Raw genomic sequence first — 21,444 nt, forward strand, 5'->3', positions numbered from 1 at the left:
ATTCACACGCGAAGCCGAGACTTCACACTCAAAGCCGAGGCTTCACACTCAAAGCCGGGTCAGTAGTCCTTCAGCGTGAGGGAGTTGACGATGCGGTCGAACACCTCCTGCGGGATGGGCGCGCCGCCCGGGATGTTGTCGATCACCAGCCACTGGTTGCGCTTGACGTAGTCGTGGAACTCGGCGTGATAGGTGCCGAAGCCCTTTTCATAGTCGCCACCGGCCGCGCCGAGCTCGCCGGCCAGGATGTAGGCACCCAGCAGCGCAACACTGGTCCCCTGCCCCGACAGCGGCGAGCAGCAGTAGCCCGCGTCCCCGACCAGCGCCACCCGGCCCTTCGACCAGTGATCCATCTTGATCTGCGACATCTCGTCGAAGTAGAAGTCCGGAGCGCTGCGCATGTACTGCAGGAGCTGCGGACGGACCCAGCCGTCGTCGGCCATCCGCCGCTCCAGCTCGGCGAACACCGCCTCGGTGTCGCGGTAGTCGATCCGCAGGTCGGCCTCCATGAAGCCGACCATGGCCCGGGCCTCGGTGTTGTTGCGCGCGCTGTAGACGCCGACCATGGTGGCCTCGCCGTAATGCCAGGTCTGCCAGTAGTCCAGGTCGAGGAAATTGGGCACGGTGAAAATAGCCGCGTAGGTGCCCAACCGCTCGATGAATTGCGCCTCGGGGCCGAAGACCAGCCGGCGCACGTTGGAGTGCAAACCGTCGGCCCCGATCACCAGGTCGAAGCTGCGCGCCCCGGCGCGATCGAACGTCACGTTGACGGCGGTGCCGTCGTCCTCCAACGCGGCGATGCTGTCGTCGAAGATGTATTCGGTGTCCAGTTTGGTTGCGTCGTATAGCAATTCGACGAGGTCGTCGCGCAGCAGCTCGATGTCAGGCATATAATGGCGACCGCCGGTGGGTGTCGATGCGATGTCCTCGGACAGCTCGTTGCCATCGGCGTCGACGACGGACGCCCCGCGGATCCGGGTCCGCGCGTGGTCGGCGGCCGCCCGCAACATCATCCGTTCCAGCACCGTCAGCGCCGGACCGCGCACGTCGATCGCCTGGCCGCCCGGCCGCAGGCCGGGATGCCGTTCCACCACGGTGACCGAATAGCCTTGGCGGGCAAGCCAATACGCCGCCGTCATACCGGCCACGCTCGCACCGGAAACCAGAATGTCGGTCACGTGATTCCTGCCAACCTCTTTGCGTCCACGAAGATGTCGTCCAGCATTACCGGAGTCAACCTACCGGTGAACATATTCTGCTGGCTGGGGTGGTAGCAGCCGAGCAATCGCACGCCGGATTCCAGCTCCGCCACCACGCCGTGGCCGAACCGCGGCTTGCGCAGCCCGGACAGGCCGGGCAGTCGCAGCGCGATCTGCCAAGCGAACCCGCCCAGGGCGACGATCACGCGGACGTCGTCGGAGACCAGCCGCCACTCGGCCTGAAGCCACGGCCAGCAGGTGTCCCGCTCCGCCGGCGTCGGCGCGTTGGCCGGCGGCGCGCAGCGCACCGGCGCGGCGATCCGAATCCCGTTGGAGCGCAATCCGTCCGCGGCGTCCACGCTGGTCGGCTGGTTGACCAGCCCCGCCCGGTGCAGCGCCGCGTACAACTGATCGCCGGAGCGGTCGCCGGTGAACATCCGTCCGGTCCGGTTGGCGCCGTGCGCGGCGGGCGCCAGCCCCACGATCAGCAGCCAGGGCCGCTCCGAGCCCCAGCCCGGCACCGGCCGCCCCCAATAGGGCTGGTCGGCGAAGGCCCGGCGCTTGGTGACGGCGACCTCCTCGCGCCAGGTGACCAGCCGCGGGCAGGCGCGGCAGACGCTGATCGCGGCGTCCAGTTCCGCGATCGAACCGGCCTGGGCCGCCAGCGCGGCGACCTGGGTCGGGTCGGTGGCCACCGGCGTTTGCGGTGTCGCCGGATCACCCGGCCATCCGACGCCGGGCGGAACCGGAGAACCGAACGCCTGGCCGGTCTTGGGGTGGGCGAGCACATGAACATCCTGCATTAGCCGCAAAAAATCGGTCGCCGCCAATACCGCCTTGGCGCTAGATTCAGCCGCGATATCCCATGAAAAGCGGCGGCCCGACGTTCCTCATCCTGTTCGCCACGCTGATGGCGACTGCGGGTACCGGCATCTCGATAGTCGCGTTCCCGTGGCTGGCGTTGCAGCACCACGACAGCGCCAAGGACGCGTCGATCGTCGCCGCCTGCATGACGCTGCCCCTGGTGGCCTCGACGCTGGTCGCCGGCACCGCGGTCGACTACTTCGGGCGCCGCCGTGTCTCGCTGGTCTCCGATTCGCTGTCCTGCGCGGCGGTGGCCGCCGTGCCGCTGACCGCCTGGTTTTTCGGCGCCGCCGCGATCAACCTGGTCGAGCTGGCCGTGCTGGCGTTCCTCGCCGCCGCTTTCGATCCCGCCGGCACGACGGCGCGCCAGTCGATGCTGCCGGAGGCCGCCGCCCGCGCGGGCTGGTCGCTGGACCGCACCAACAGCATCTACGAGGCGATTCTCAACCTGGCGTACATCGTGGGCCCGGGCATCGGCGGCCTGATGATCGCCACGGTGGGCGGCATCAACACGATGTGGGTGACCGCGGGGTTGTTCGGGCTGTCCTTCCTGGCGGTCGCGGTGCTGCGGCTCGAGGGCGCCGGCAGGCCACACCAAGCCACCCGACCCGAGGGATTGGTGTCCGGCATCGCCGAGGGCCTGCGATTCGTCTGGAACCTGCGGGTGTTGCGCACGCTGGGCCTGATCGACCTGGTCGTGACCGCGCTGTACCTGCCGATGGAAAGCGTGCTGTTTCCCAAGTACTTTTCCGACCACCACCAACCGGCCCAGCTGGGTTGGGCGCTGATGGCCCTCGGGGTCGGGGGCGTGGCGGGCGCGCTCGGCTACGCGGCACTGTCGAAACACACCCGGCGACGCACGGCGGTGCTGACCGCGACCCTCACCTTCGGGTTGGCGACGGTCGGCATCGCGTTCCTGCCACCGCTGCCGGTGATCCTGGTGCTCTGCGGGGTCACCGGCCTGGTCTACGGGCCGATCCAGCCGATCTACAACTACGTGATGCAAACCCGGGCCCCGCAGCATCTGCGCGGCCGGGTGGTGGGCGTGATGACGGGCCTGATGTACGCCGCCGGGCCGCTGGGGTTGCTGGTGGCGGGTCCGCTGGCCGACGCCGCCGGGCTGCGGACGACGTTCCTGGCGTTGGCGGTGCCGATTCTGCTGGTCGGCCTGGTCGCCTGCGGTCTGCCGTCGCTGCGCGAACTGGACCGCGAACCGGAGTTGGCGGTCGACCCGTCGCCGTAGGATCGGTTCGTGATTGCCGATGCCCTGGCCGAGCTGATCGCCAAGCTGCCCGACGGGATGGTCGTCACCGACCCGACCATCACCGAGGGCTACCGGCAGGACCGCGCCTTCGACCCGTCGGCCGGCAAGCCGCTGGCGGTGGTGCGGCCGCGGCGCACCGAGGAGGTGCAGACGGTCCTGCGCTGGGCCACCGCGCACCGGGTGCCGGTGGTGACGCGCGGAGCCGGCAGCGGCCTGTCCGGCGGGGCCACCGCGCTGGACGACGGCATCGTCCTGTCGACCGAGAAGATGCGCGACATCACCGTCGACCCGGTCACGCGCACCGCGGTCTGCCAGCCGGGCCTGTTCAACGCCGAGGTGAAAAAGGCAGTCGCCGAGTACGGGCTGTGGTATCCGCCCGACCCGTCGTCGTTCGAGATCTGCAGCATCGGCGGCAACATCGCCACCAACGCCGGCGGATTGTGCTGCGTGAAGTACGGCGTCACCACCGACTACGTGCTGGGCATGCAAGTGGTGCTGGCCGACGGCACCGCGGTGCGGCTGGGCGGGCCGCGGCTGAAGGACGTCGCGGGCCTCTCGCTGACCAAGCTGTTCGTGGGCAGCGAGGGCACGTTGGGTGTCGTCACCGAGGTGACACTGCGGCTGCTGCCCGCGCAGAACGTGTCCAGTGTGGTGGTCGCGACGTTCGCCTCGGTCACCTCGGCCGTCGACGCGGTGCTGGGAGTCGTTGCGCGGCTTCGCCCTTCGATGCTGGAGTTCATGGACGCGGTGGCGATCAACGCCGTCGAGGACAGCCTGCGCATGGACCTGGATCGCGGGGCGGCCGCGATGCTGGTGGCCGGTTCCGACGAGCGGGGCCGCGCGTCCGGCGAGGATGCGGCGGTGATCGCCGAGGTGTTCGCGGAAAACGGTGCCACGGAGGTGTTTTCGACCGACGACCCGGACGAGGGTGAGGCCTTCGTGGCCGCCCGCCGGTTCTGCATCCCCGCGGTGGAGGCCAAGGGGTCGCTGCTGCTGGAGGACGTCGGGGTGCCGCTGCCGGCGCTGGGCGAGCTGGTCTCCGGGATCGAGCGCATCGCGTCGGAACGGGATTTGATGATCTCGGTGATCGCGCACGCCGGCGACGGCAACACCCATCCGCTGATCGTCTACGACCCCGCCGACGCCGCAATGACCGAGCGCGCCCACCTCGCCTTCGGCGAGATCATGGACCTGGCAGTCGGGCTGGGCGGCACGATCACCGGTGAGCACGGCGTCGGCCGGTTGAAGCGGCCGTGGCTGGACGGCTACCTCGGCCCCGAGGTGATGGAGTTGAACCAACGCATCAAGCGGGCGCTGGACCCGCTCGGGATCCTGAACCCAGGCGCGGCCATCTAGCGCACAACGGCTCAGAACGCGAAGCGGTTGAGCACGTCGTAGTTGCCCATCGGCGTCGCGTTGACCAGCCGCCACAGCAGCCGTAGCGGCGCCGAGGGTATCCGTTGGTAGAGCGCCCCGACCGGCGAGCGCTCGAGGAAGCGCAGCCGCGGATTCCACCGCTCGAGTTCGCGTGCGTCGCGGATGCCCCACTTCGTGATGCCCTTGGTGAGCACCTTCGACAGCCGCGGTGCCAGCGGCGACGCGGTGTCGAAAGCGATTTCGCCGCTGCCGAATCGATCGGTGAGGCGCTGCAGCAGCGTACGCACGTCGGCCCCGGTGAGGTACATGAGCAGGCCCTCCGCGACGATCAGCGCCGGGCGGTCGGTGGGCACCTCGTCCAGCCACGCCGCGTCGGTCACCGACGAGCCGATCATCCGATACGCATCAGCGTCGTCGTACAGCTTGCGCCGCAACGCGATTACGCCCGGCTGATCGACGTCGAACCACAGCACGGTGTCCGGCGGATGCAGCCGGAACGCCCGGGTGTCCATTCCGCACCCGAGGTGCAGCACGACGGCGTTCGGGTGGCGGCGCAGGAAATCGGCGCTCCAGTCGTCGAACTGTTTGGCGCGCATGGTGACCAGGTACTGGTTGGACCGGGGCAAGGAGGCGCGGCGCATGCGCGCCCAGTCGTATGCGATGCGGTCCACCGCCTCGGCCGCGGCCTTATCATCGAGAATCGGTTCGGGCGAACGCGTTTCGTAGGCCCGCAGGTACAGCGTGCACAGGTTGGTCCATTCCACCGATCCCCAGGCCACGTCGGTGAAGTCGACCTTGTCCGTCTTTGTCATGGCTTCCTTTTTCCCTCCCGATATTCGGTCCACATCCGCATCAGCTGGTCGCGGTAGTCGCGGGTGCAGAACTCGCAGAAATCGCGGAAGTCCTCGACCCGCTCACGCTGTTCGGCGCGATCCTCCCCCAGCACGGACAGGGCGTACTCGGCGGGCTCGATGCCCAGGCGCATCAGCGACAGCTGGGTCTCCATCACGCTGGTGAACCCGCCCGGGGCGACGCGGTAGAGGTGTTGACGGTCGGGGCTGGGCAACCGCTCCACCATGCCGCCCTCCAGCAGCTGGCGGGCGACGGTGCTGACCGAGGCCTTGCTCACCGACAGGGCGCCGGCCAGCTGGGTCAACGACTGCGCCGGCGGATCGCAGATCAGCAGCCACCCGTAGACGCGGCCCATGGTGCGGGTGGCGCCGAGCAGTTCGAAGAACAGGCCCAAACGGTCGACGAACTCGGTTTCCTCCGGAGTCATCTCGCTCCATCTTGTTCGTTCAGTACGGACTGAACGAAGTGTACAGCTATTGACATGTGTCGCGAAATGCCTTAGGAATGAGACATGTCACCGGTGATGTCTCACGGCTTTCGACTGGCCACCGCAGAGACGTGGCCCAATCCCTGGCCGATGTACCGCGCGCTGCGCGACCACGACCCGGTGCACCACGTCGTCCCCGACGGCCGGCCCGACCGCGACTACTACGTGCTATCCCGGCACGCCGACGTCTGGGCCGCCGCACGCGACCACGAGACGTTCTCCTCCGCTCAGGGCCTGACGGTGGAGTACGGCGAACTGGAGATCATTGGGCTGCAAGATAATCCGCCGTTCGTGATGCAGGATCCGCCGGTGCACACCGACTTTCGCAAGCTGGTGTCCCGCGGCTTCACGCCGCGACAGGTCGAGGCGGTGGAGCCCAAGGTGCGCGAGTTCGTCGTCGAGCGCATCGAGAAGATCCGCGCCGACGGCGGCGGCGACATCGTCACCGAACTGTTCAAGCCGCTGCCCTCGATGGTCGTCGCGCACTATCTCGGTGTGCCCGAGGAAGATCGGGCGCAGTTCGACGGCTGGACGCAGGCGATCGTCGCGGCCAACACGTCGGAGGGGGGAATCGGCACGTCACTGGACGCGGTCGGGTCGATGATGGCCTACTTCACCGAGCTGATCGAGCGTCGGCGCAGCGAACCCGAGGACGACACGATCTCGCATTTGGTGGCGGCCGGGGTGGGCGCGGACGGCGACATCGCCGGGACGCTGTCGGTGCTGGCGTTCACGTTCACGATGGTCACCGGCGGCAATGACACCGTCACCGGAATGCTCGGCGGCTCAATGCCGTTGCTGCACGAGCGGCCCGACCAGCGGCGGCGCTTGGCCGACGACCCGGGCTTGATCCCCGACGCGGTCGAGGAGCTGCTGCGGCTGACGTCGCCGGTGCAGGGGCTGGCGCGCACGACCACCCGCGACGTGACTATTGAGGGCACCACCATCCCGGCCGGTCGCAAGGTGTTGCTGCTCTACGGGTCGGCCAACCGCGACGAGCGCCAGTACGGGCCGGACGCGGGCGAACTCGACGTGACCCGCTGTCCCCGCAACATCCTGACCTTCAGCCATGGCGCGCACCACTGCCTGGGCGCGGCGGCGGCCCGGATGCAATCGCGGGTCGCGCTGACCGAATTACTCTCTCGCTGCCCGGAATTCGAGGTCGACGTGCCCGGCATCGTGTGGTCCGGCGGCAGCTACGTGCGCCGGCCGCTGTCGGTGCCGATCCGGGTGAAATCCCGATGACCGACTGGCTGGCCGACCGCCGCGGCGAGGCGGCCGTGGACCGGATACTCGACGCGGCCGAGGCGCTCTACACGCGGCGGGACCAGGCTTCAATCGGCATGAACGAGATCGCCAGGGCGGCGGGCTGTTCCCGCGCGACGCTGTACCGGTACTTCGAGAACCGCGAGGCACTGCGGACCGCGTACGTCCACCGCGAGGCGCGCCGGCTCGGCCGCGCGATCGCCGACGAGATCGGCGGCGTCGACGACCCGCGCGAACGGCTGGTGGCGAGCATGACCGCCGCACTGCGGATGGTGCGCGAAAGCCCCGCGTTGTCAGCGTGGTTCGCCGTCAGCCGCCCGCCGGTCGGCGGCGAGCTGGCGCAATCGGAGGTGATCACCGCACTGGCCGCCGCGTTCGTCGGCTCGCTCGGCCCGGAAGATCGCGGCGTCGTGGAGCGCCGGGCCCGCTGGATGGTGCGGGTGCTCACGTCGCTGCTGACCTACCCCGGTCGGGACGAGGCCGACGAGCGGGCGATGATCGAGGAGTTCGTCGTCCCGATCGTGGCGCCGGTCGGCGCTCGGAGGTAGACCGAGGACCAATAGCCGTTGTGCCCGCCTCACAGCGACAGCGAGCCGCCGCGGCGCCGCGCAACCGGATAGTCGCTGTGAGGCGGGCAAAACGTCGGCCGCTCAGCGCAGATACGAATGGGGCGGATGTGACGACGGCGAATCGTCTTGGGGCAGAAAGGTCCAGCAGCCGCCCCGCGTTCGTCGTCGGCCACCTATCCGTCCTTGACCCGGGTGAAGCGGTGTAACAGCCAGGCGAGCGGGATGGTCACCGCCAGCGTCGCGACGAACAGGTAGCCCATCGAGCCCGTGTAGACGTGCGCGCGGACGATGTAGACCATCGCGAATTCCATGGTGATGAGGTGGATCAGGAAGATCTCGTAGGAGATTTCGCCCAGCCACACCATCGGCCGGCTGGCCAGCAGCCGCGCATACGCGCCCTGATTTCCCAATGCCAGCGGCGCCACCGCGAGCGCGGCGATGACGGCGTAGAACACGGTCTTGCAGACGGCCTGGCTCAGCGTGGCCGGCGACGTCGTGGGTGCGCCGGCGATCGGCGTGGAGGCGATGAAGTAGCAGACGACGGCCAGCGGGATGGCCATGAACGCGTAGCAGTGCACCTTCATCGCCTGCAGCACGGCCAGCGCCATGCCGGCCAGGAACCAGGCCAGGTAGGTCGGCAGCCAGAGCCGGGCGCCGTCGGGGAACCAGTGGTCGGTGTGCACCAGGACCAGCCATCCCGGGCTGATCAGCGCCATCGCCGCCAGGGCGGCCAGCATCAGGTTCGGCTGCCAGCGCCGCCGGGCGATCAGCACCAGCAGCAGGTAGGCCAGCAACGGCAGCACGACGTAGAACGAGGCCTCCACCGCCAGGCTCCACATCTGCGTCAGGCCCTGGTGCAGGTACTTGCCGAGGTAGCCGTTGCAGTAGATCTGCGTCAGCGTCAGGTTGCGCACCAGCCCCAGCCACGTGTGCCCGGGGTTCGGGCCGGCCTCGCGGAAGTGGTAGAGCACATAGGCGACCAGCACGGTGATGACGTATGCGGGCATGATGCGCCGAACCCGGTGTCGCGCATAGCGACTCAGCGACGGGGGCGGCCCGCCGGTGGCGGCCGCCTTGACCCACGGCCGGAACAGCAGGAAGCCCGACAGCACGAAGAAGATGGGCACGCCGATCTCCAGCCGGGAACCGACCAGTCCCCAGTAGCCGTGGGTGTACTTGCCGGTGGTGTAGGCCGCGTGGGTGCCGACGACGGTGAGCGCGGCGACGGCGCGGATGCCGGTCAGCGACGCGACGCGGTCGACGTGGGCGACCTGCTCGAGCCCGCCCTGGGCGTCGCGTTCCTCGGAGAGCGTCACCGGCGTGATTTCGTTTTGCCCGGTGAGCGGTCCGGCCGCAGGTCGATCAGCACGCCCGAGATGCGGGTCTGCTCAAGCTTTTTCAGCGTCGACTTGGGCAGCTTGGCCGGCAGCTCCACCAACGAGAAGTCCGGCCCGATGGCGATGTGGCCGAAGTCGCTGCGGTGCAGGCCGCCCTCGTTGGCGATGGCGCCGACGATCGCGCCCGGGCCGATCTTGTGCCGCTTGCCCACCGAGATCCGGTAGGTGGCGAAGTTCTTTGACTGCCTGGGTCTTTCGGGGCGCTCTTGACGCTCCCGGCGTTCGCGCCGTTCCGGCGGCGGTTCGGGCGCCATCAGGAACGCCTCGCCGTCGCGGGACTGCACCGCCAGCGCGGCGGCGATGTCGGCCATCGGGACGTCGTGCTCGCGCTCGTAGTCCTGAATCAGCTTGCGGAACAAGTCGATTCCCGGGGCGGCGAGCGCGTCGGTGATGGAGTCGGCGAACTTCGCCACCCGTTGGGCGTTGACGTCCTCGACGGTGGGGAGCTCGGCCTCGGTGAGCGTTTGCCGTGTCGCCTTCTCGATCGCCTTGAGCAGGTGGCGCTCCCGTGGGGACACGAACAGCACCGCGGTGCCGCTGCGCCCGGCCCGGCCGGTGCGGCCGATGCGGTGCACGTAGGACTCGGTGTCGTGCGGGATGTCGTAGTTCAGGACGTGCGAGATGCGTTCCACGTCAAGGCCCCTGGCCGCCACGTCGGTGGCGACCAGGATGTCGACGCTGCCGTTCTTCAGGGCCGCGATGGTCCGCTCGCGCTGCGCCTGCGGGATGTCGCCGTTGATGGCGGAGGCGGAAAAGCCTCGGGCCCGCAGCTTTTCGGCGACCTCCTCGGTGGCCTGCTTGGTGCGCACGAACACGATCATCGCCTCGAACGGCTCCACTTCGAGCAGGCGGGTAAGCGCGTCCATCTTGCGGGGGCCGGCGACCTGGATGTAGCGCTGCGAAATGTTCTGCGCGGTGGCGGTTTTCGACTTGGTTGTGATTTCCACCGGGTCGTGCAGGTATTTGGTGGTGAGCTTGCGGATCGCCGGCGGCATGGTCGCCGAGAACAGCGCGACCTGCTTGTATTCGGGCGTTTCGGACAGGATCCGTTCGACGTCCTCGGCGAAGCCCATGGTGAGCATCTCGTCGGCCTCGTCCAGCACGAGGTAGTCGAGGTGGGACAGGTCCAACGTGCCGCGTTCCAGGTGGTCGATGACGCGGCCGGGGGTGCCGACCACCACCTGCGCGCCGCGCCGCAGCCCGGCCAGCTGCACGCCGTAGGACGAGCCGCCGTAGATCGGTAGCACGTGGATCCCAGGCAGGTGGGTGCCGTAGCGGCTGAACGCCTCGGCCACCTGCAGGGCCAGCTCGCGGGTGGGCGCAAGCACCAGCGCCTGCGTCGCGGTGCTCTTGGCGTCGATCTTGGACAGGATCGGGATCGCGAACGCCGCCGTCTTGCCGGTGCCGGTCTGCGCCAGCCCGACGACGTCGGATCCGGCCAGCAGCGGCGGGATCGTTGCCGCCTGGATGGCCGTCGGCGTCTCGTAGCCGACGTCGGCGGTCGCCTTCAGGACCGCAGGGTGAATCTGCAGGTCCGAGAACGTGGGAGAGGCAGCCTCGGGCGGGCTGTCTGGGAGGGTCATCGTGTCAAGAGTCTAGTTGTGATGGCGGGCCCGGCGAAGCTGGGCGCTGCGGGTCACGGCCGCGCCTGCTGCGCCGGCTGGGTGGGTGCCGGTACGGTTTGGCGATGTGTGCTCGCTACCCTGCCGTGCGCTGACGGGCGTAGCCGTTCTCGCGTCGGCCTCCGTTGCTTTGACCGGTTGCGGTTCGGGAGATTCCACGGTCGCCAAGACGCCGCAGGCCACCACCACGACGACGTCGACGGCGTCGATCACCGCCCCCGCCACGCCGATCCCGACGTCCGGGGTCGCCGCGCCGCCCGGTAGCGCGGCGCCGGCCGACCCGTGCGCGGTCAACTTGGCCTCGCCCACCATCGCGAAGGTGGTGTCCGAGCTACCGAAAGACCCGCGCAGCCAGCAGCCCTGGAGTCCGGAACCGGTGGCCGGCAACTACAACGAGTGCGCCCAGCTGTCGGCGGTGATCATCAAGGCCAACACCAACGCCGTCAACCCGACGACGCGGGCGGTGCTGTTCCATCTGGGCCAGTTCATCCCGCAGGGCGTGCCGGACACCTACGGGTTCAATGGCATCGACGCGGCCCAAACCACCGGCGACACAGTCGCTTTGACCTATCCCGGCGGCGTCAACGGACTCAACACCGACGTGCGGTTCCACTGGGACGGCAACGGCGTCCAGCTGATCGGCAACACCCCGGGCCACTGAGCCAAGCGGGCCGGTCGAGCCCGCGGGGTTACGGGTTGCCGGTCCACGACGGGTATGTCCCCGGGCGACCTTCCGCGCCGCTCTGGATCCCGCCGAAGGACAGGCCGCCGGTGCCGCCATTCCCGGCGGCGCCACCGGGGCCGCCAGAGTTGTTCGTACCGATGCCGAGACCGCCCGCGCCGCCATCAGCACCATCGGCGCCGGGGGCACCGTCGCCGACCTGTACCAGGTCCGGGATGTTCGAGGCGCCGCCGCCGCCACCACCGCCGGTGCCGGTGGCGTTGGTGCCACCAGCGCCGCCGAGGCCGCCGTTGGTCGTGGTCGTCGTGCCGTCACCGGCGAACAGCTCCGCGTTGCCGCCGGTGCCGCCGTGCCCGGCGACGCCATTGGCGGATGCGGCTCCACCGCCACCGCCGCCGCCGCCGCCCGCGGCGTTACCGGCCGCGACGGTACCGCCCGCGCCGCCACCGCCACCGCCGCCGCCTGCGCCGCCAGTGGTGCCAGAGGCGAGGTCACCGGCACCGCCGGTGCCGCCGCCGCCGCCGAACCCGATCGCCTGGTCGTTGCCGCCAACGGTGGCGAGGGCTTGGTTGCCGGAGCCACCGGTGCCGCCCGTGCCGCCGGTGCCACCGGCGCCGCCGCTGCCGGTGCCAGTGCCGGCGTCGCCGCCGGCCCCGCCGATGCCGCCGCCGCCACCTCCGCCGGCCGTAATCAAGTTGCCCACGTCGGAGGTGTTGTAGCCGCCGAGGCCACCCTCACCGCCGCCGCCACCGGCGCCGCCGTCGCCGTTGGTCCCGCCGTTAGGCGTGCCGCCGCCGTCGCCGCCAATCCCGCCTTGTCCGCCGTTGCCGCCGAAGCCGCCGTAGCTGCCTCCGTAGCCCGGGCTGGTGCCGCCGGTGCCGCCGATGCCGCCGGTGCCGCCCGCGCCACCGGTGCCGCCGTGGCCGGTCGAGCCGCCCGCGTCACCGCCGGTGCCGCCGTCACCACCGATGCCGCCGCTGCCGCCGGACGGCGAGTCGACGCCGCTGGACCGCGACGGGTCGGGGGTGGCAGCGCCCGGGCCGCCCTGGCCGCCGTGGCCGCCGGTGCCGCCGTCGCCGCCGTGGCCACCGTTGCCGTCGGTGCCGCCGGTGCCGCCGGTGCCAGCCGCGCCGCCGGCGCCCGCGGCGCCGCCGTGGCCGCCCTTGCCGCCGATGCCGCCGTGGTCGAGGTCATTGCCCGTAGTCGCGAAGTCGGCGCCGGTGCCGCCGTTGCCGCCCCGACCGCCGTCACCGCCCTGGCCGCCCGAACCGTTGGTCCCGCCCGGCCCGCTGTTGCCGCCGTGGCCGCCCGCACCGCCGGTCCCACCGTCGAAGCCGGTATCGCCCTGCCCTGCGTTGACGGCCTCCGCGCCGGCCGCCCCGACATCACCGTCGCCGCCGGCGCCGCCCTTGCCGCCGTCACCGCCGGTGCCCGCGTGGCCCGCGGTGCCCGCACCACCCGCACCGGTGCCGGCCGCCCCGCCGGCACCCGCGTCGCCTCCGGTGCCGCCGCCGCCGCCGTTGCCGCCGGCCACGGCGGAGCCCACTCCGCTGGCGCCCTCGCCACCGTCGCCGCCCTGGCCGCCATGGCCGCCGACCCCACCACTGCCGTTGACGCCGCCGACGCCCGCGCTGCCGCCGGTGCCGCCCGCACCGCCGGTCCCGCCGGCGAAGCCCTGACCGCCTTGGCCTGCGCTGACGCCCACCGCGCCTTGGGCCCCCACGTCACCCTGGCCACCGACACCACCGGTGCCGCCCTGGCCGCCGATGCCCGCGTGACCCGCCACGCCGGCGGTCCCGCCCATCATCCCCTTGTTGGCGCCACCGGCCCCGCCAGCACCGGCGGCGCCGCCCGTCCCGCCGGTACCACCGTCACCGCCGGCCACGCCGGCGCCCACGCCGCTCGCCCCGGCACCGCCGGTGCCGCCCATGCCGCCCTGACCGCCGGCCCCACCGGCGCCGCCGGCCCCACCGAACAGCGCCTGGTTGGCCCCACCGGCCCCACCGTTGCCGCCGGCCCCACCGGCAAAGCCGTCACCGCCGTGGCCGTTGCTGACGCCCACCGTGCCGGTCGACCCGACCAGGCCTTGAGCGCCCATACCGCCGATCCCGCCGGCCCCACCGTTACCGCCGCCGAAAAGCCCGTTGGCACCGCCGGCCCCACCGTTGCCGCCGTGCCCGCCGGCGGCGGTGGCGTTGCCGCCGGCCCCACCGGCGCCGCCGTGGCCCCACAGCCCGGCCGACCCGCCGGCCCCGCCGTTCCCGCCGTTGGCGCCGTTTGCGCCCGACCCGCCGTTGCCCCCGTTGCCGAAGAGCCACCCGCCATCGCCACCGGCCTGGCCGGTACCGGCCGCGCCGTTGGCGCCGTCGCCGAACAGCGGGCGCCCGGTCAGGTCCTTCACCGGCGAGAACGGGTTCGCCGCAAGGGCCTGCAGGTCGTGCTGCAACGTGCCCAACGGTGAGGAGTTGGCGGCCTCGGTGGCCGCATACGCGAACCCGCCGGAGGACATCAGCTGCACGAACTGGTCATGGAAGGCGGCCGACTGCGCGCTGAGTGCCTGAAACTGCTGTCCGAAACCGCCGAACAACTGCGTCAGCACCGCCGACACCTCGTCTGCGGCCGCCGGCGCAATTCCCGTGGTCGACGGGGCCGCCGCCGCGGTGGCCTCCCGGATCGCCTCCCCGATCGCGCTCAAGTCGGTAGAGGCACTGGCCAAGGCCTCAGGCGCTGCGATCAGGTAGGACATCTTGGACTCCCATCGAACATGCCGCACATTAGGTGATTTACGTCAGAACCGTACTATAGGCATGTTTGGGAACTTGTAAAGCGACTTTTGGTATTTTCATATATTTCGCCGGTCGCCCGGCCGGATGGCTATTGGGCAATTGATGCCCGAACCGCGACCCCGTCGGGTCAGCTGGTCACGATCAGCGGAAGCGAGATCACGCCGGGGCCCCCGGCGACGACGATCACCCAGCGGCCGTCGACGGGCATCGCCACCGACACCGGGAAGAAGGCGAACCCGATTTCGCCGACGGTGGCCTCCGGGGGCATCTCGAAGGCGACGCGAAGGGGCTTCTGACCCGCCGGGGGCCAGATCTCGACGTCGAGCCGGTCATCGTCGTCGGCATCGGACTGCGTGAGCACCACGAGCAGAAAGCTGGCGAACCGGTCGGGCCCGACCACGAATCGGGACAGCACGCCGCCGGTGACGTTCAGCTTGTTGTCGACCACCTGGGCCGCTTCGGCGAGAAAGGCCCCCGTAACGATCACCTGCCGAAGCTACCGCCCAGCAACGGCTCCGTGGCATGCGCCCCAGGCACTTCTCCGGTTACCCTGCCGCACAGCGCAATTCACGCGGGGCGTCGAATGCGCGCGCCCAACGGTCAGCCCGCTCGCCGGGCCGAGCCGTGTCGGTCCCCTCACCTACAGTTGCAGCTGTGTTCGTCACCGGTGAAACCGTCGTCTACAGTGCGTCGGACCTCGCGTCCGCCGCCCGGTGCGAATACGCGCTCCTGCGGGATTTCGACGCGAAACTCGGCCGCGGCCCCGCGCTCTGCATCGAGGATGAACTACTCGCCCGAACCTCCGCCCTGGGCACCGAACACGAACGACGCCGCCTCGAGCGATACCGCGACGAGTTCGGCGACGCGGTCGCGGTCATTGGTCGCCCGGCCTACACGCCGACCGGCTTTACGGCCGCCGCCGAGGCAACCCGGCGCGCGATCGCCAGCCGCGCCCCGGTGGTGTATCAGGCCGCGATCTTCGACGGCCGATTCGTCGGATTCGCCGACTTCTTGGTGCGCGACGGCGAGCGGTATCGGGTCGCCGACACGAAGCTGGCCCGCTCGCCCAAGGTGCCCGCGTTGCTGCAGCTGGCCGCCTACGCCGACGCGCTCGCCGGCTCGGGCGTCCCGGTCGCGCCCGAGGCCGAGCTGGAGCTGGGCGACGGCGCCGTCCTGCGCTACCGCGTCGGCGATTTGGTCCCGGTTTACCGTTCCCAGCGCGCGCTGTTGCAGCGGCTGCTCGACGAGCACTACGCCGCGGGCACCGCGGTGCGCTGGGACGACCAAAACGTCAGCGCGTGTTTCCACTGCCCGCTGTGCACCGAGCAGTTGCGCGCCACCGACGACCTGCTGCTGGTCGCCGGGATGCGAGTCACCCAGCGCGACAAGCTGATCGACGCCGGCATCACCACGGTCGCCGAGCTGGCCGACCGCACGACGCCGGTGCCCGAGCTGGCGCCCAGCGCGCTGACCAAGCTGACCGCGCAGGCCAAACTGCAAGTCCGTCAACGCGACACCGGCACCCCACAGTTCGAGGTCGTCGACCCGCAGCCGCTGACCCTGCTGCCCGAGCCGGACCCCGGTGACCTGTTCTTCGACTTCGAAGGCGACCCGCTGTGGACAGCCGACGGGCACGACTGGGGCCTGGAGTATCTGTTCGGCGTTCTGGAGGCCGGCGGGAATTTCCACCCGCTGTGGGCGCATAGCAGGGTCGACGAGCGCAAGGCGCTCATCGACTTCCTCGCGATGGTGAAAAGGCGCCGCAAGCGCCGCCCCAACATGCACATCTACCACTACGCGCCCTACGAGAAGACCGCGCTGCTGCGGCTCGCCGGCCGGTACGGGGTCGGCGAGGATGACGTCGACGAACTGCTGCGCAGCGGCACGCTGGTCGACCTCTATCCCCTGGTGCGCAAGAGCATTCGGGTGGGGGCGGAGTCGTTCGGCCTCAAGGCGCTCGAGCCGCTGTACATGGGGTCACAGCTGCGCGCCGGTGACGTCACGACGGCCGCCGAGTCGATCACCTCCTACGCCCGCTACTGCCAGCTCAAGGACGAGGGCCAACTGGACGACGCCGCGTCCCTGCTCAAAGAGATCGAGGACTACAACCACTACGACTGCCGCTCGACACAGGCATTGCGCAACTGGCTGATGCTGCGCGCCTACGAATCCGGCGTCGTACCCGTTGGCGCGCAACCGGTTCCGGAGGGCAACCGGGTCGAGGACCGCGACCAGCTGGCGATGGCGTTGTCGGCGTTCACCGGCGACGCAGGGGTCGCCGACCGCACGCCGGAGCAGACCGCGGTTGCGCTGGTGGCCGCGGCGCGCGGCTACCACCGGCGCGAGGACAAGCCGTTCTGGTGGGCGCACTTCGACCGGCTGAACTTCCCGGTCGAGGAGTGGGCCGACGACACCGACGTCTTCATCGCCGATGCGGCATCGGTCGACGCCGACTGGCATACCCCGCCCCGCGCGCGCAAGCCGCGGCGGCAGGTGCGCCTCAGGGGTGAGCTGGCGCGCGGCGAATTGATGACCGATGTGTTCGCGCTCTACGAGCCCCCTGCCCCGCCGAGCATGGCCGACAACCCGGACCGGCGCGCGGCCGGTCGCGCCGAAATACTGGCGGTCGACGATCCGGCGGTGCCCACCGAGGTGACCATCGTCGAGCGAGTCGGCAACGACGGCAACACCTTTGACCAGCTGCCGTTCGCGCTCACCCCGGGGCCGCCCATTCCCACCACGGCGTTGCGGGCATCGATCGAGACCACCGCCGCCGCCCTGGCCGCCGACCTGCCGGCACTGCCGTTCACCGCCGTGATCGACGTCCTGCTGCGCCGCGCGCCACGCACGAAATCCCCGCTGCCGCGCACCGGCGACACCGTCGCCGACATCACCGCCGCCGCGCTCAATCTCGACTCGTCGTACCTCGCCGTGCACGGGCCGCCGGGCACCGGCAAGACGCACACCGCGGCCCGGGTGATCAAAAGCCTTGTCGCCGAAGATGGCTGGCGCGTCGGCGTGGTGGCGCAGTCGCACGCCACGGTGGAGAACCTGTTGGGCTGCGTGATCGACGCCGGGCTGGATCCGGGCCGCGTCGCCAAGAAGTCCGCCGGGCACGACGCCCCGCGCTGGCGGGAGATCGAGTCCAACGAATACCCGTCCTTCATCGCCGAACACGACGGCTGCGTGATCGGCGGCACCGCTTGGGATTTCGCCAACGCCAACCGGGTGCTGCCGGGCAGCCTGGACCTGCTGGTGATCGACGAGGCGGGCCAGTTCTGCCTGGCCAACACCATCGCCGTTGCGCCGGCGGCCGCCAACCTCTTGCTGCTCGGCGACCCGCAGCAGCTGCCACAGGTCAGCCAGGGCACGCATCCCGAACCGGTCGACACGTCGGCGCTGGACTGGCTGGTGGACGGCCGGCGCACGCTGCCCGACGAGCGGGGCTACTTCCTGGACTTGTCCTACCGCATGCATCCGGCGGTCTGCGCCGCGGTCTCCGCGCTGTCCTACGAGGGCCGGCTGCAATCGCACGAGTGCACCAAAGAGCGCCACCTCGACGGGCAACGCCCCGGGGTGCACGTGAGTGTCGTGGAACACCAGGGCAATTCGACGGAGAGCGCCGAGGAGGCCGACGCGATCGCCGCCCAGATCGGCGGGCTGCTCGGCCGGGCGTGGACCGACGAACACGGCACCCGCCCGCTGGCCGCCGACGACGTGCTGGTGTTGGCGCCTTACAACGCCCAGGTGACGCTGATCCGTCGGCGGCTCGCCCAGGCCGAGCTCGGCGCGGTCCGGGTCGGAACCGTCGACAAGCTCCAGGGCCGGCAGGCGCCGGTGGTCTTCGTGTCGATGACGGCCTCGTCGGTCGACGTGGTGCCGCGCGGGATCTCGTTCCTGCTCAACCGGAACCGGCTCAATGTCGCCATCAGCAGGGCGCAGTACGCGGCGGTGATCGTGCGCTCGCGGCTGCTCACCGAGTACCTGCCCGGCACGCCCGCCGGCCTGATCGACCTCGGCGCGTTCCTGGCGCTGACGCGCGACTAGCCCGAGTGCCGGCCGTAACCGGCGGGGTCGTCGTCGGGATCGGGGCGGTAGCGGTGGCCCGGCGACGCCATCGGGCGAAACCGCTTCCCGCCGTCGACGCGAGACCCGTTGTGCGCGAAGCCGATCGGCCCGGCCGGCACCGGCTGGTGCACCGGCACCGGACGGGCCGGCGGCTGGGGCGCGACGTCGGGTTCACGAACCAGCCGAAGTTCGACGTACTCGTCGTCGTCATAGTCGTCGTCGACGACGTCGCCCCCGTCCGCCGGCTCACCGCCCGCGTCCGCCGACGGCGCGAACCCGAGCACGAACACCGCGGCGACGACGCCGAACAGCACGACGAACGCGGGCAACAGCACCGACTGCGCCATCGCCGCGGCGAATGGCTCGCGCAGGAACTCGGGCAGCTGCACGGCGGCGGCGTCCTCGGCCGAGGCCGAGGGTGCGTCGGACGGCATCTCGGAACCGATCCGCCACGTCATGAACGCGGCCATGCCCGCGCTCCCGAGCACCGCCCCGAGCTGCCGCACCGAGTTGAAGACCGCCGAACCCGCGCCGGCGAGTTCGGTGGGCAGGTTGCGCGTCGCGGTCGCCGTCAGCGGCGACCACACGAAGGCGCTACCGACGCCGATCACGGCGAACGCCAGCAGCAGCCGCCAGATCGGCGTCGACGGGGACATCTCGAACGACAGCCAGGTGAGCCCGACCGCCATCGTGGAGAAGCCGAACCCGAGCACCGGCCCCGGGTGGTACCGGTCGACGATCATGCCCACGAACGGCGCCAGCGCGCCGCCCACGACCGCCATCGGGGCGATTACCAGCGCCGAACGCGTCGGCGACAGCCCGCACCCGCCCTGCAAAAAGAACGGCAGCGGCAGCATCATCGCCGTCATCGCGAACGCGGTGACGGCCACCCCGGCGTTGCACAGGCCGAAGTCGCGGTCGGCGAAGACGCGCAGCGGGATCAGCGGCTCGCGGGTGTTGACGGCCTGCCAGTACACGAACACTGACATGCATCCGACCCCGGCGACGATCATCGCCCACACCCACGGCTGCCAGTGACCGGCCTGGCCCTCCTGCAGGCCGAAGACGATCAGGAACATGCCCACCGCGGACAACGCGACGCCCACCAGGTCGAAGCGGTGCGCCTGGGTGGGCAGCACCGGCACCAGCCACGCCGCCAGCGCCAGCCCGGCGACGCCGATCGGGACGTTGACGAAGAAGATCCACTGCCAGCCCAGCCCGTCGACCAGCGCGCCGCCGGCCAACGGCCCGACCAGGGTGGCCACCCCGGCGGTGGCGCCCCACACGCTGACCGCGACACCGCGCCGCTCCGCCGGGAAGACCCGGGTGATCATCGACAGAGTCTGCGGGGTCAGCACCCCGGCGCCGACGCCCTGCACCACCCGGGCGGCGATCAGCATCGCGACGCTGCCCGAAAGCCCGCACCAGAGCGACGCGGCGGTGAACAGGCCCAGCCCGATGAGATAGAGGTTCTTGGTGCCATACCGGTCACCGAGCCGCCCGGCCACCAGCAGCACCACCGCGCAGCCCAGCAGATAGGCGCTGGTCACCCAGACCACGGTGGCGTACCCGGTGTGCAGGTCGAGCTTGATGGTCGGGTTGGCGATGACGACGATCGTGGAGTCGACCATGATCATGAAGAAGCCGATGATCATCGTGAACAGCGCGTTCCACGGATTCCGCGGGCCCGCCGCGAGCAGCGAGTTCCAGCCCTCCATGAACTGCGCGCGACTCGGCACCGCGCGCCGGTTCCCCCCCGGCGACCAAGGCGTCGCCGTGTTCATGTGGCTCAACCCCCTCGCACCGACGGCTCGAATCGTCACCCAGCCCGCATTATCCCGGTTGGGCAAATGCGCCGCTCGGCCGCGGATCGGTGACCGCGGGTTAGCCTGGAATGGACATCGGTAAGACCAACAGGATGAGCAGGATGCGCGCCCGACGAAACAGAGCGTCACGCATGTCAAACCCGGAGCAGGTGGCGGCCGGCAAGGACGGCCGGCCCAAGGCGTCGGCGCGGGCATTGGCGCAGGTCATCGAGCGCAGCACGCGGATCCACGGCCCCGCCGCGGAGGCCTACGTGTCGCGACTGCGCCGCGCGCACCCGGCCGCCACCCCGGCACAAATCGACGCCAAGCTGGAGAAACGCTTCCTGGCGGCCCTGACGGCCAGCGGCGCCGCGGTCGGCTCGGCCGCGACGTTCCCCGGGGTCGGGACGCTGACGGCGGTGTCCGCGGGCGCCGGGGAGACCGTCTTCTTCATCGAGGCCACCGCGCTGTTCGTGCTGGCCAAGGCCGTCGTCTACAACATCCCGGCCGACCACCGCGAACGCCGCCGCGCGCTGGTCCTTTCCGTCCTGGTCGGCGACGACAGCCAGCGCGCCATCGGCGAGCTGATCGGGCCCGGCCGCACCAACGGCGGCTGGCTGGCCGAGGGCATGGCGTCACTGCCGCTGCCGACGCTGTCGCGGTTGAACACCCGGATGCTCGGCTACTTCGTCAAGCGCTACACGCTGCGCAAGGGCGCCCTGATGTTCGGCAAGGCGCTGCCGGTGGGCATCGGCGCCGTGGTCGGCGGCGCCGGCAACCGGATGGTGGGCAAGAAGATCGTCCACAACGCCCGACACGCGTTCGGCTTGCCGCCCTCGCGCTGGCCGACCACGCTGCGGCTGCTGCCGCCGGTCCACGAGGCCGGCTAACGGCGGCCTCACCCGGTGCCTCTCGCGGATTGCCCGCGAAAGGTTAGCCTTTATTGGGGCGAAAACGCTCCCGCACCGTCGCGGGATTGAGTTGCCCGCCGATAACGCGTACAGCGCGCCTGCAGGACAAAAGAATTGAGGCGAATAGCGGCCGTGAGCAACATTTCACCATTCGGGCAAAACGAATGGCTGGTCGAGGAGATGTACCGCAAGTTCCGCGACGACCCCTCGTCGGTCGACCCCAGCTGGCATGAGTTCCTGGTGGACTACAACCCCGAGACCACCACCGAGCCGGCCCCCAGCGCCCCCGCGGCCC

General features: G+C 70.6%; 16 protein-coding genes. 7 read left to right on the forward strand and 9 right to left on the reverse strand.

The window, feature by feature from the left end:
* Nucleotides 1-59: 59 nt before the first annotated feature.
* On the reverse strand, nucleotides 60-1,178 hold the full coding sequence (locus AWB92_RS14825; RefSeq protein WP_085186594.1) for an FAD-binding protein: 1,119 nt from the start codon (nucleotides 1,176-1,178) through the stop codon (nucleotides 60-62).
* Nucleotides 1,175-2,002 (reverse strand): uracil-DNA glycosylase, encoded by an 828-nt coding sequence (locus tag AWB92_RS14830; protein ID WP_085186595.1) that lies wholly within the window; start codon nucleotides 2,000-2,002, stop codon nucleotides 1,175-1,177. The genes AWB92_RS14825 and AWB92_RS14830 overlap by 4 nt, the downstream gene beginning before the upstream one ends.
* 62 nt (nucleotides 2,003-2,064) lie before the next feature.
* On the opposite strand from AWB92_RS14830, the gene AWB92_RS14835 reads away from it, so the two are divergent.
* Together AWB92_RS14835 and AWB92_RS14840 are read left to right on the forward strand one after the other, a co-directional pair.
* A complete protein-coding gene (locus AWB92_RS14835; protein WP_085186597.1) occupies nucleotides 2,065-3,306 on the forward strand; it encodes an MFS transporter in 1,242 nt (413 codons plus the stop codon).
* A 9-nt stretch (nucleotides 3,307-3,315) separates the two neighbouring features.
* A complete protein-coding gene (locus AWB92_RS14840) occupies nucleotides 3,316-4,683 on the forward strand; it encodes an FAD-linked oxidase C-terminal domain-containing protein (protein ID WP_085186599.1) in 1,368 nt (455 codons plus the stop codon).
* A gap of 11 nt (nucleotides 4,684-4,694) precedes the next feature.
* Here the strand turns inward: AWB92_RS14840 and AWB92_RS14845 are convergent, their stop codons facing one another.
* A complete protein-coding gene (locus AWB92_RS14845) occupies nucleotides 4,695-5,516 on the reverse strand; it encodes a class I SAM-dependent methyltransferase (protein ID WP_085186601.1) in 822 nt (273 codons plus the stop codon).
* Nucleotides 5,513-5,983: a MarR family transcriptional regulator gene (locus AWB92_RS14850; RefSeq protein ID WP_085186603.1), complete on the reverse strand. Its 471-nt coding sequence runs from the start codon at nucleotides 5,981-5,983 to the stop codon at nucleotides 5,513-5,515. The genes AWB92_RS14845 and AWB92_RS14850 overlap by 4 nt, the downstream gene beginning before the upstream one ends.
* An 84-nt stretch (nucleotides 5,984-6,067) precedes the next feature.
* Here AWB92_RS14850 and AWB92_RS14855 point away from each other — a divergent pair, with 84 nt between their 5' ends.
* Nucleotides 6,068-7,288, forward strand: coding sequence for a cytochrome P450 (locus AWB92_RS14855; protein WP_085186605.1), 1,221 nt, complete (start codon nucleotides 6,068-6,070; stop codon nucleotides 7,286-7,288).
* Complete coding sequence (locus AWB92_RS14860; protein ID WP_142282104.1) at nucleotides 7,279-7,857, forward strand: TetR/AcrR family transcriptional regulator; 579 nt, start codon at nucleotides 7,279-7,281, stop codon at nucleotides 7,855-7,857. The genes AWB92_RS14855 and AWB92_RS14860 overlap by 10 nt, the downstream gene beginning before the upstream one ends.
* Before the next feature lie 194 nt (nucleotides 7,858-8,051).
* On the opposite strand, the gene AWB92_RS14865 is transcribed toward AWB92_RS14860, so the two are convergent.
* Complete coding sequence (locus tag AWB92_RS14865; RefSeq protein ID WP_085186609.1) at nucleotides 8,052-9,194, reverse strand: acyltransferase; 1,143 nt, start codon at nucleotides 9,192-9,194, stop codon at nucleotides 8,052-8,054.
* A complete protein-coding gene (locus AWB92_RS14870) occupies nucleotides 9,191-10,858 on the reverse strand; it encodes a DEAD/DEAH box helicase (protein WP_085186611.1) in 1,668 nt (555 codons plus the stop codon). The genes AWB92_RS14865 and AWB92_RS14870 overlap by 4 nt, the downstream gene beginning before the upstream one ends.
* 106 nt (nucleotides 10,859-10,964) lie before the next feature.
* Here AWB92_RS14870 and AWB92_RS14875 point away from each other — a divergent pair, with 106 nt between their 5' ends.
* Nucleotides 10,965-11,558: an LppP/LprE family lipoprotein gene (locus tag AWB92_RS14875; protein WP_085186613.1), complete on the forward strand. Its 594-nt coding sequence runs from the start codon at nucleotides 10,965-10,967 to the stop codon at nucleotides 11,556-11,558.
* Between the two features lie 28 nt (nucleotides 11,559-11,586).
* Here the strand turns inward: AWB92_RS14875 and AWB92_RS31070 are convergent, their stop codons facing one another.
* Together AWB92_RS31070 and AWB92_RS14885 are read right to left on the reverse strand one after the other, a co-directional pair.
* Nucleotides 11,587-14,325 carry a PE family protein gene (locus AWB92_RS31070; RefSeq protein WP_085186615.1) on the reverse strand — a complete coding sequence of 913 codons (2,739 nt, stop codon included), beginning with the start codon at nucleotides 14,323-14,325 and terminating at the stop codon, nucleotides 11,587-11,589.
* A gap of 167 nt (nucleotides 14,326-14,492) precedes the next feature.
* Nucleotides 14,493-14,849, reverse strand: a complete 357-nt coding sequence (locus AWB92_RS14885; protein ID WP_085186623.1) for a hypothetical protein — start codon at nucleotides 14,847-14,849, stop codon at nucleotides 14,493-14,495.
* A 170-nt stretch (nucleotides 14,850-15,019) separates the two neighbouring features.
* Here AWB92_RS14885 and AWB92_RS14890 point away from each other — a divergent pair, with 170 nt between their 5' ends.
* Nucleotides 15,020-18,412: a TM0106 family RecB-like putative nuclease gene (locus AWB92_RS14890; RefSeq protein ID WP_085186617.1), complete on the forward strand. Its 3,393-nt coding sequence runs from the start codon at nucleotides 15,020-15,022 to the stop codon at nucleotides 18,410-18,412.
* On the opposite strand, the gene AWB92_RS14895 is transcribed toward AWB92_RS14890, so the two are convergent.
* Nucleotides 18,409-20,217 (reverse strand): MFS transporter, encoded by a 1,809-nt coding sequence (locus AWB92_RS14895; RefSeq protein WP_085186619.1) that lies wholly within the window; start codon nucleotides 20,215-20,217, stop codon nucleotides 18,409-18,411. The two genes, AWB92_RS14890 and AWB92_RS14895, sit on opposite strands and share 4 nt — an antisense overlap.
* 143 nt (nucleotides 20,218-20,360) lie before the next feature.
* Between AWB92_RS14895 and AWB92_RS14900 the strand changes: the two genes are divergently transcribed.
* Nucleotides 20,361-21,128: a hypothetical protein gene (locus tag AWB92_RS14900; protein ID WP_142282100.1), complete on the forward strand. Its 768-nt coding sequence runs from the start codon at nucleotides 20,361-20,363 to the stop codon at nucleotides 21,126-21,128.
* The last annotated feature ends 316 nt before the right edge of the window (nucleotides 21,129-21,444 follow it).

This window comes from Mycobacterium sp. IEC1808 (genome assembly GCF_002101935.1).
Taxonomy (GTDB): domain Bacteria; phylum Actinomycetota; class Actinomycetes; order Mycobacteriales; family Mycobacteriaceae; genus Mycobacterium.

Excerpts from the sequence above, each read along its gene's own strand:
- AWB92_RS14855 (WP_085186605.1), top strand. The coding sequence starts at position 6,068 with ATGTCACCGGTGATGTCTCACGGCTTTCGACTGGCCACCGCAGAGACG.
- AWB92_RS14895 (WP_085186619.1), bottom strand. The coding sequence starts at position 20,217 with ATGAACACGGCGACGCCTTGGTCGCCGGGGGGGAACCGGCGCGCGGTG.
- AWB92_RS14870 (WP_085186611.1), bottom strand. The coding sequence starts at position 10,858 with ATGACCCTCCCAGACAGCCCGCCCGAGGCTGCCTCTCCCACGTTCTCG.
- AWB92_RS14835 (WP_085186597.1), top strand. The coding sequence starts at position 2,065 with ATGAAAAGCGGCGGCCCGACGTTCCTCATCCTGTTCGCCACGCTGATG.
- AWB92_RS14830 (WP_085186595.1), bottom strand. The coding sequence starts at position 2,002 with ATGCAGGATGTTCATGTGCTCGCCCACCCCAAGACCGGCCAGGCGTTC.
- AWB92_RS14845 (WP_085186601.1), bottom strand. The coding sequence starts at position 5,516 with ATGACAAAGACGGACAAGGTCGACTTCACCGACGTGGCCTGGGGATCG.
- AWB92_RS31070 (WP_085186615.1), bottom strand. The coding sequence starts at position 14,325 with ATGTCCTACCTGATCGCAGCGCCTGAGGCCTTGGCCAGTGCCTCTACC.
- AWB92_RS14900 (WP_142282100.1), top strand. The coding sequence starts at position 20,361 with ATGCGCGCCCGACGAAACAGAGCGTCACGCATGTCAAACCCGGAGCAG.
- AWB92_RS14850 (WP_085186603.1), bottom strand. The coding sequence starts at position 5,983 with ATGACTCCGGAGGAAACCGAGTTCGTCGACCGTTTGGGCCTGTTCTTC.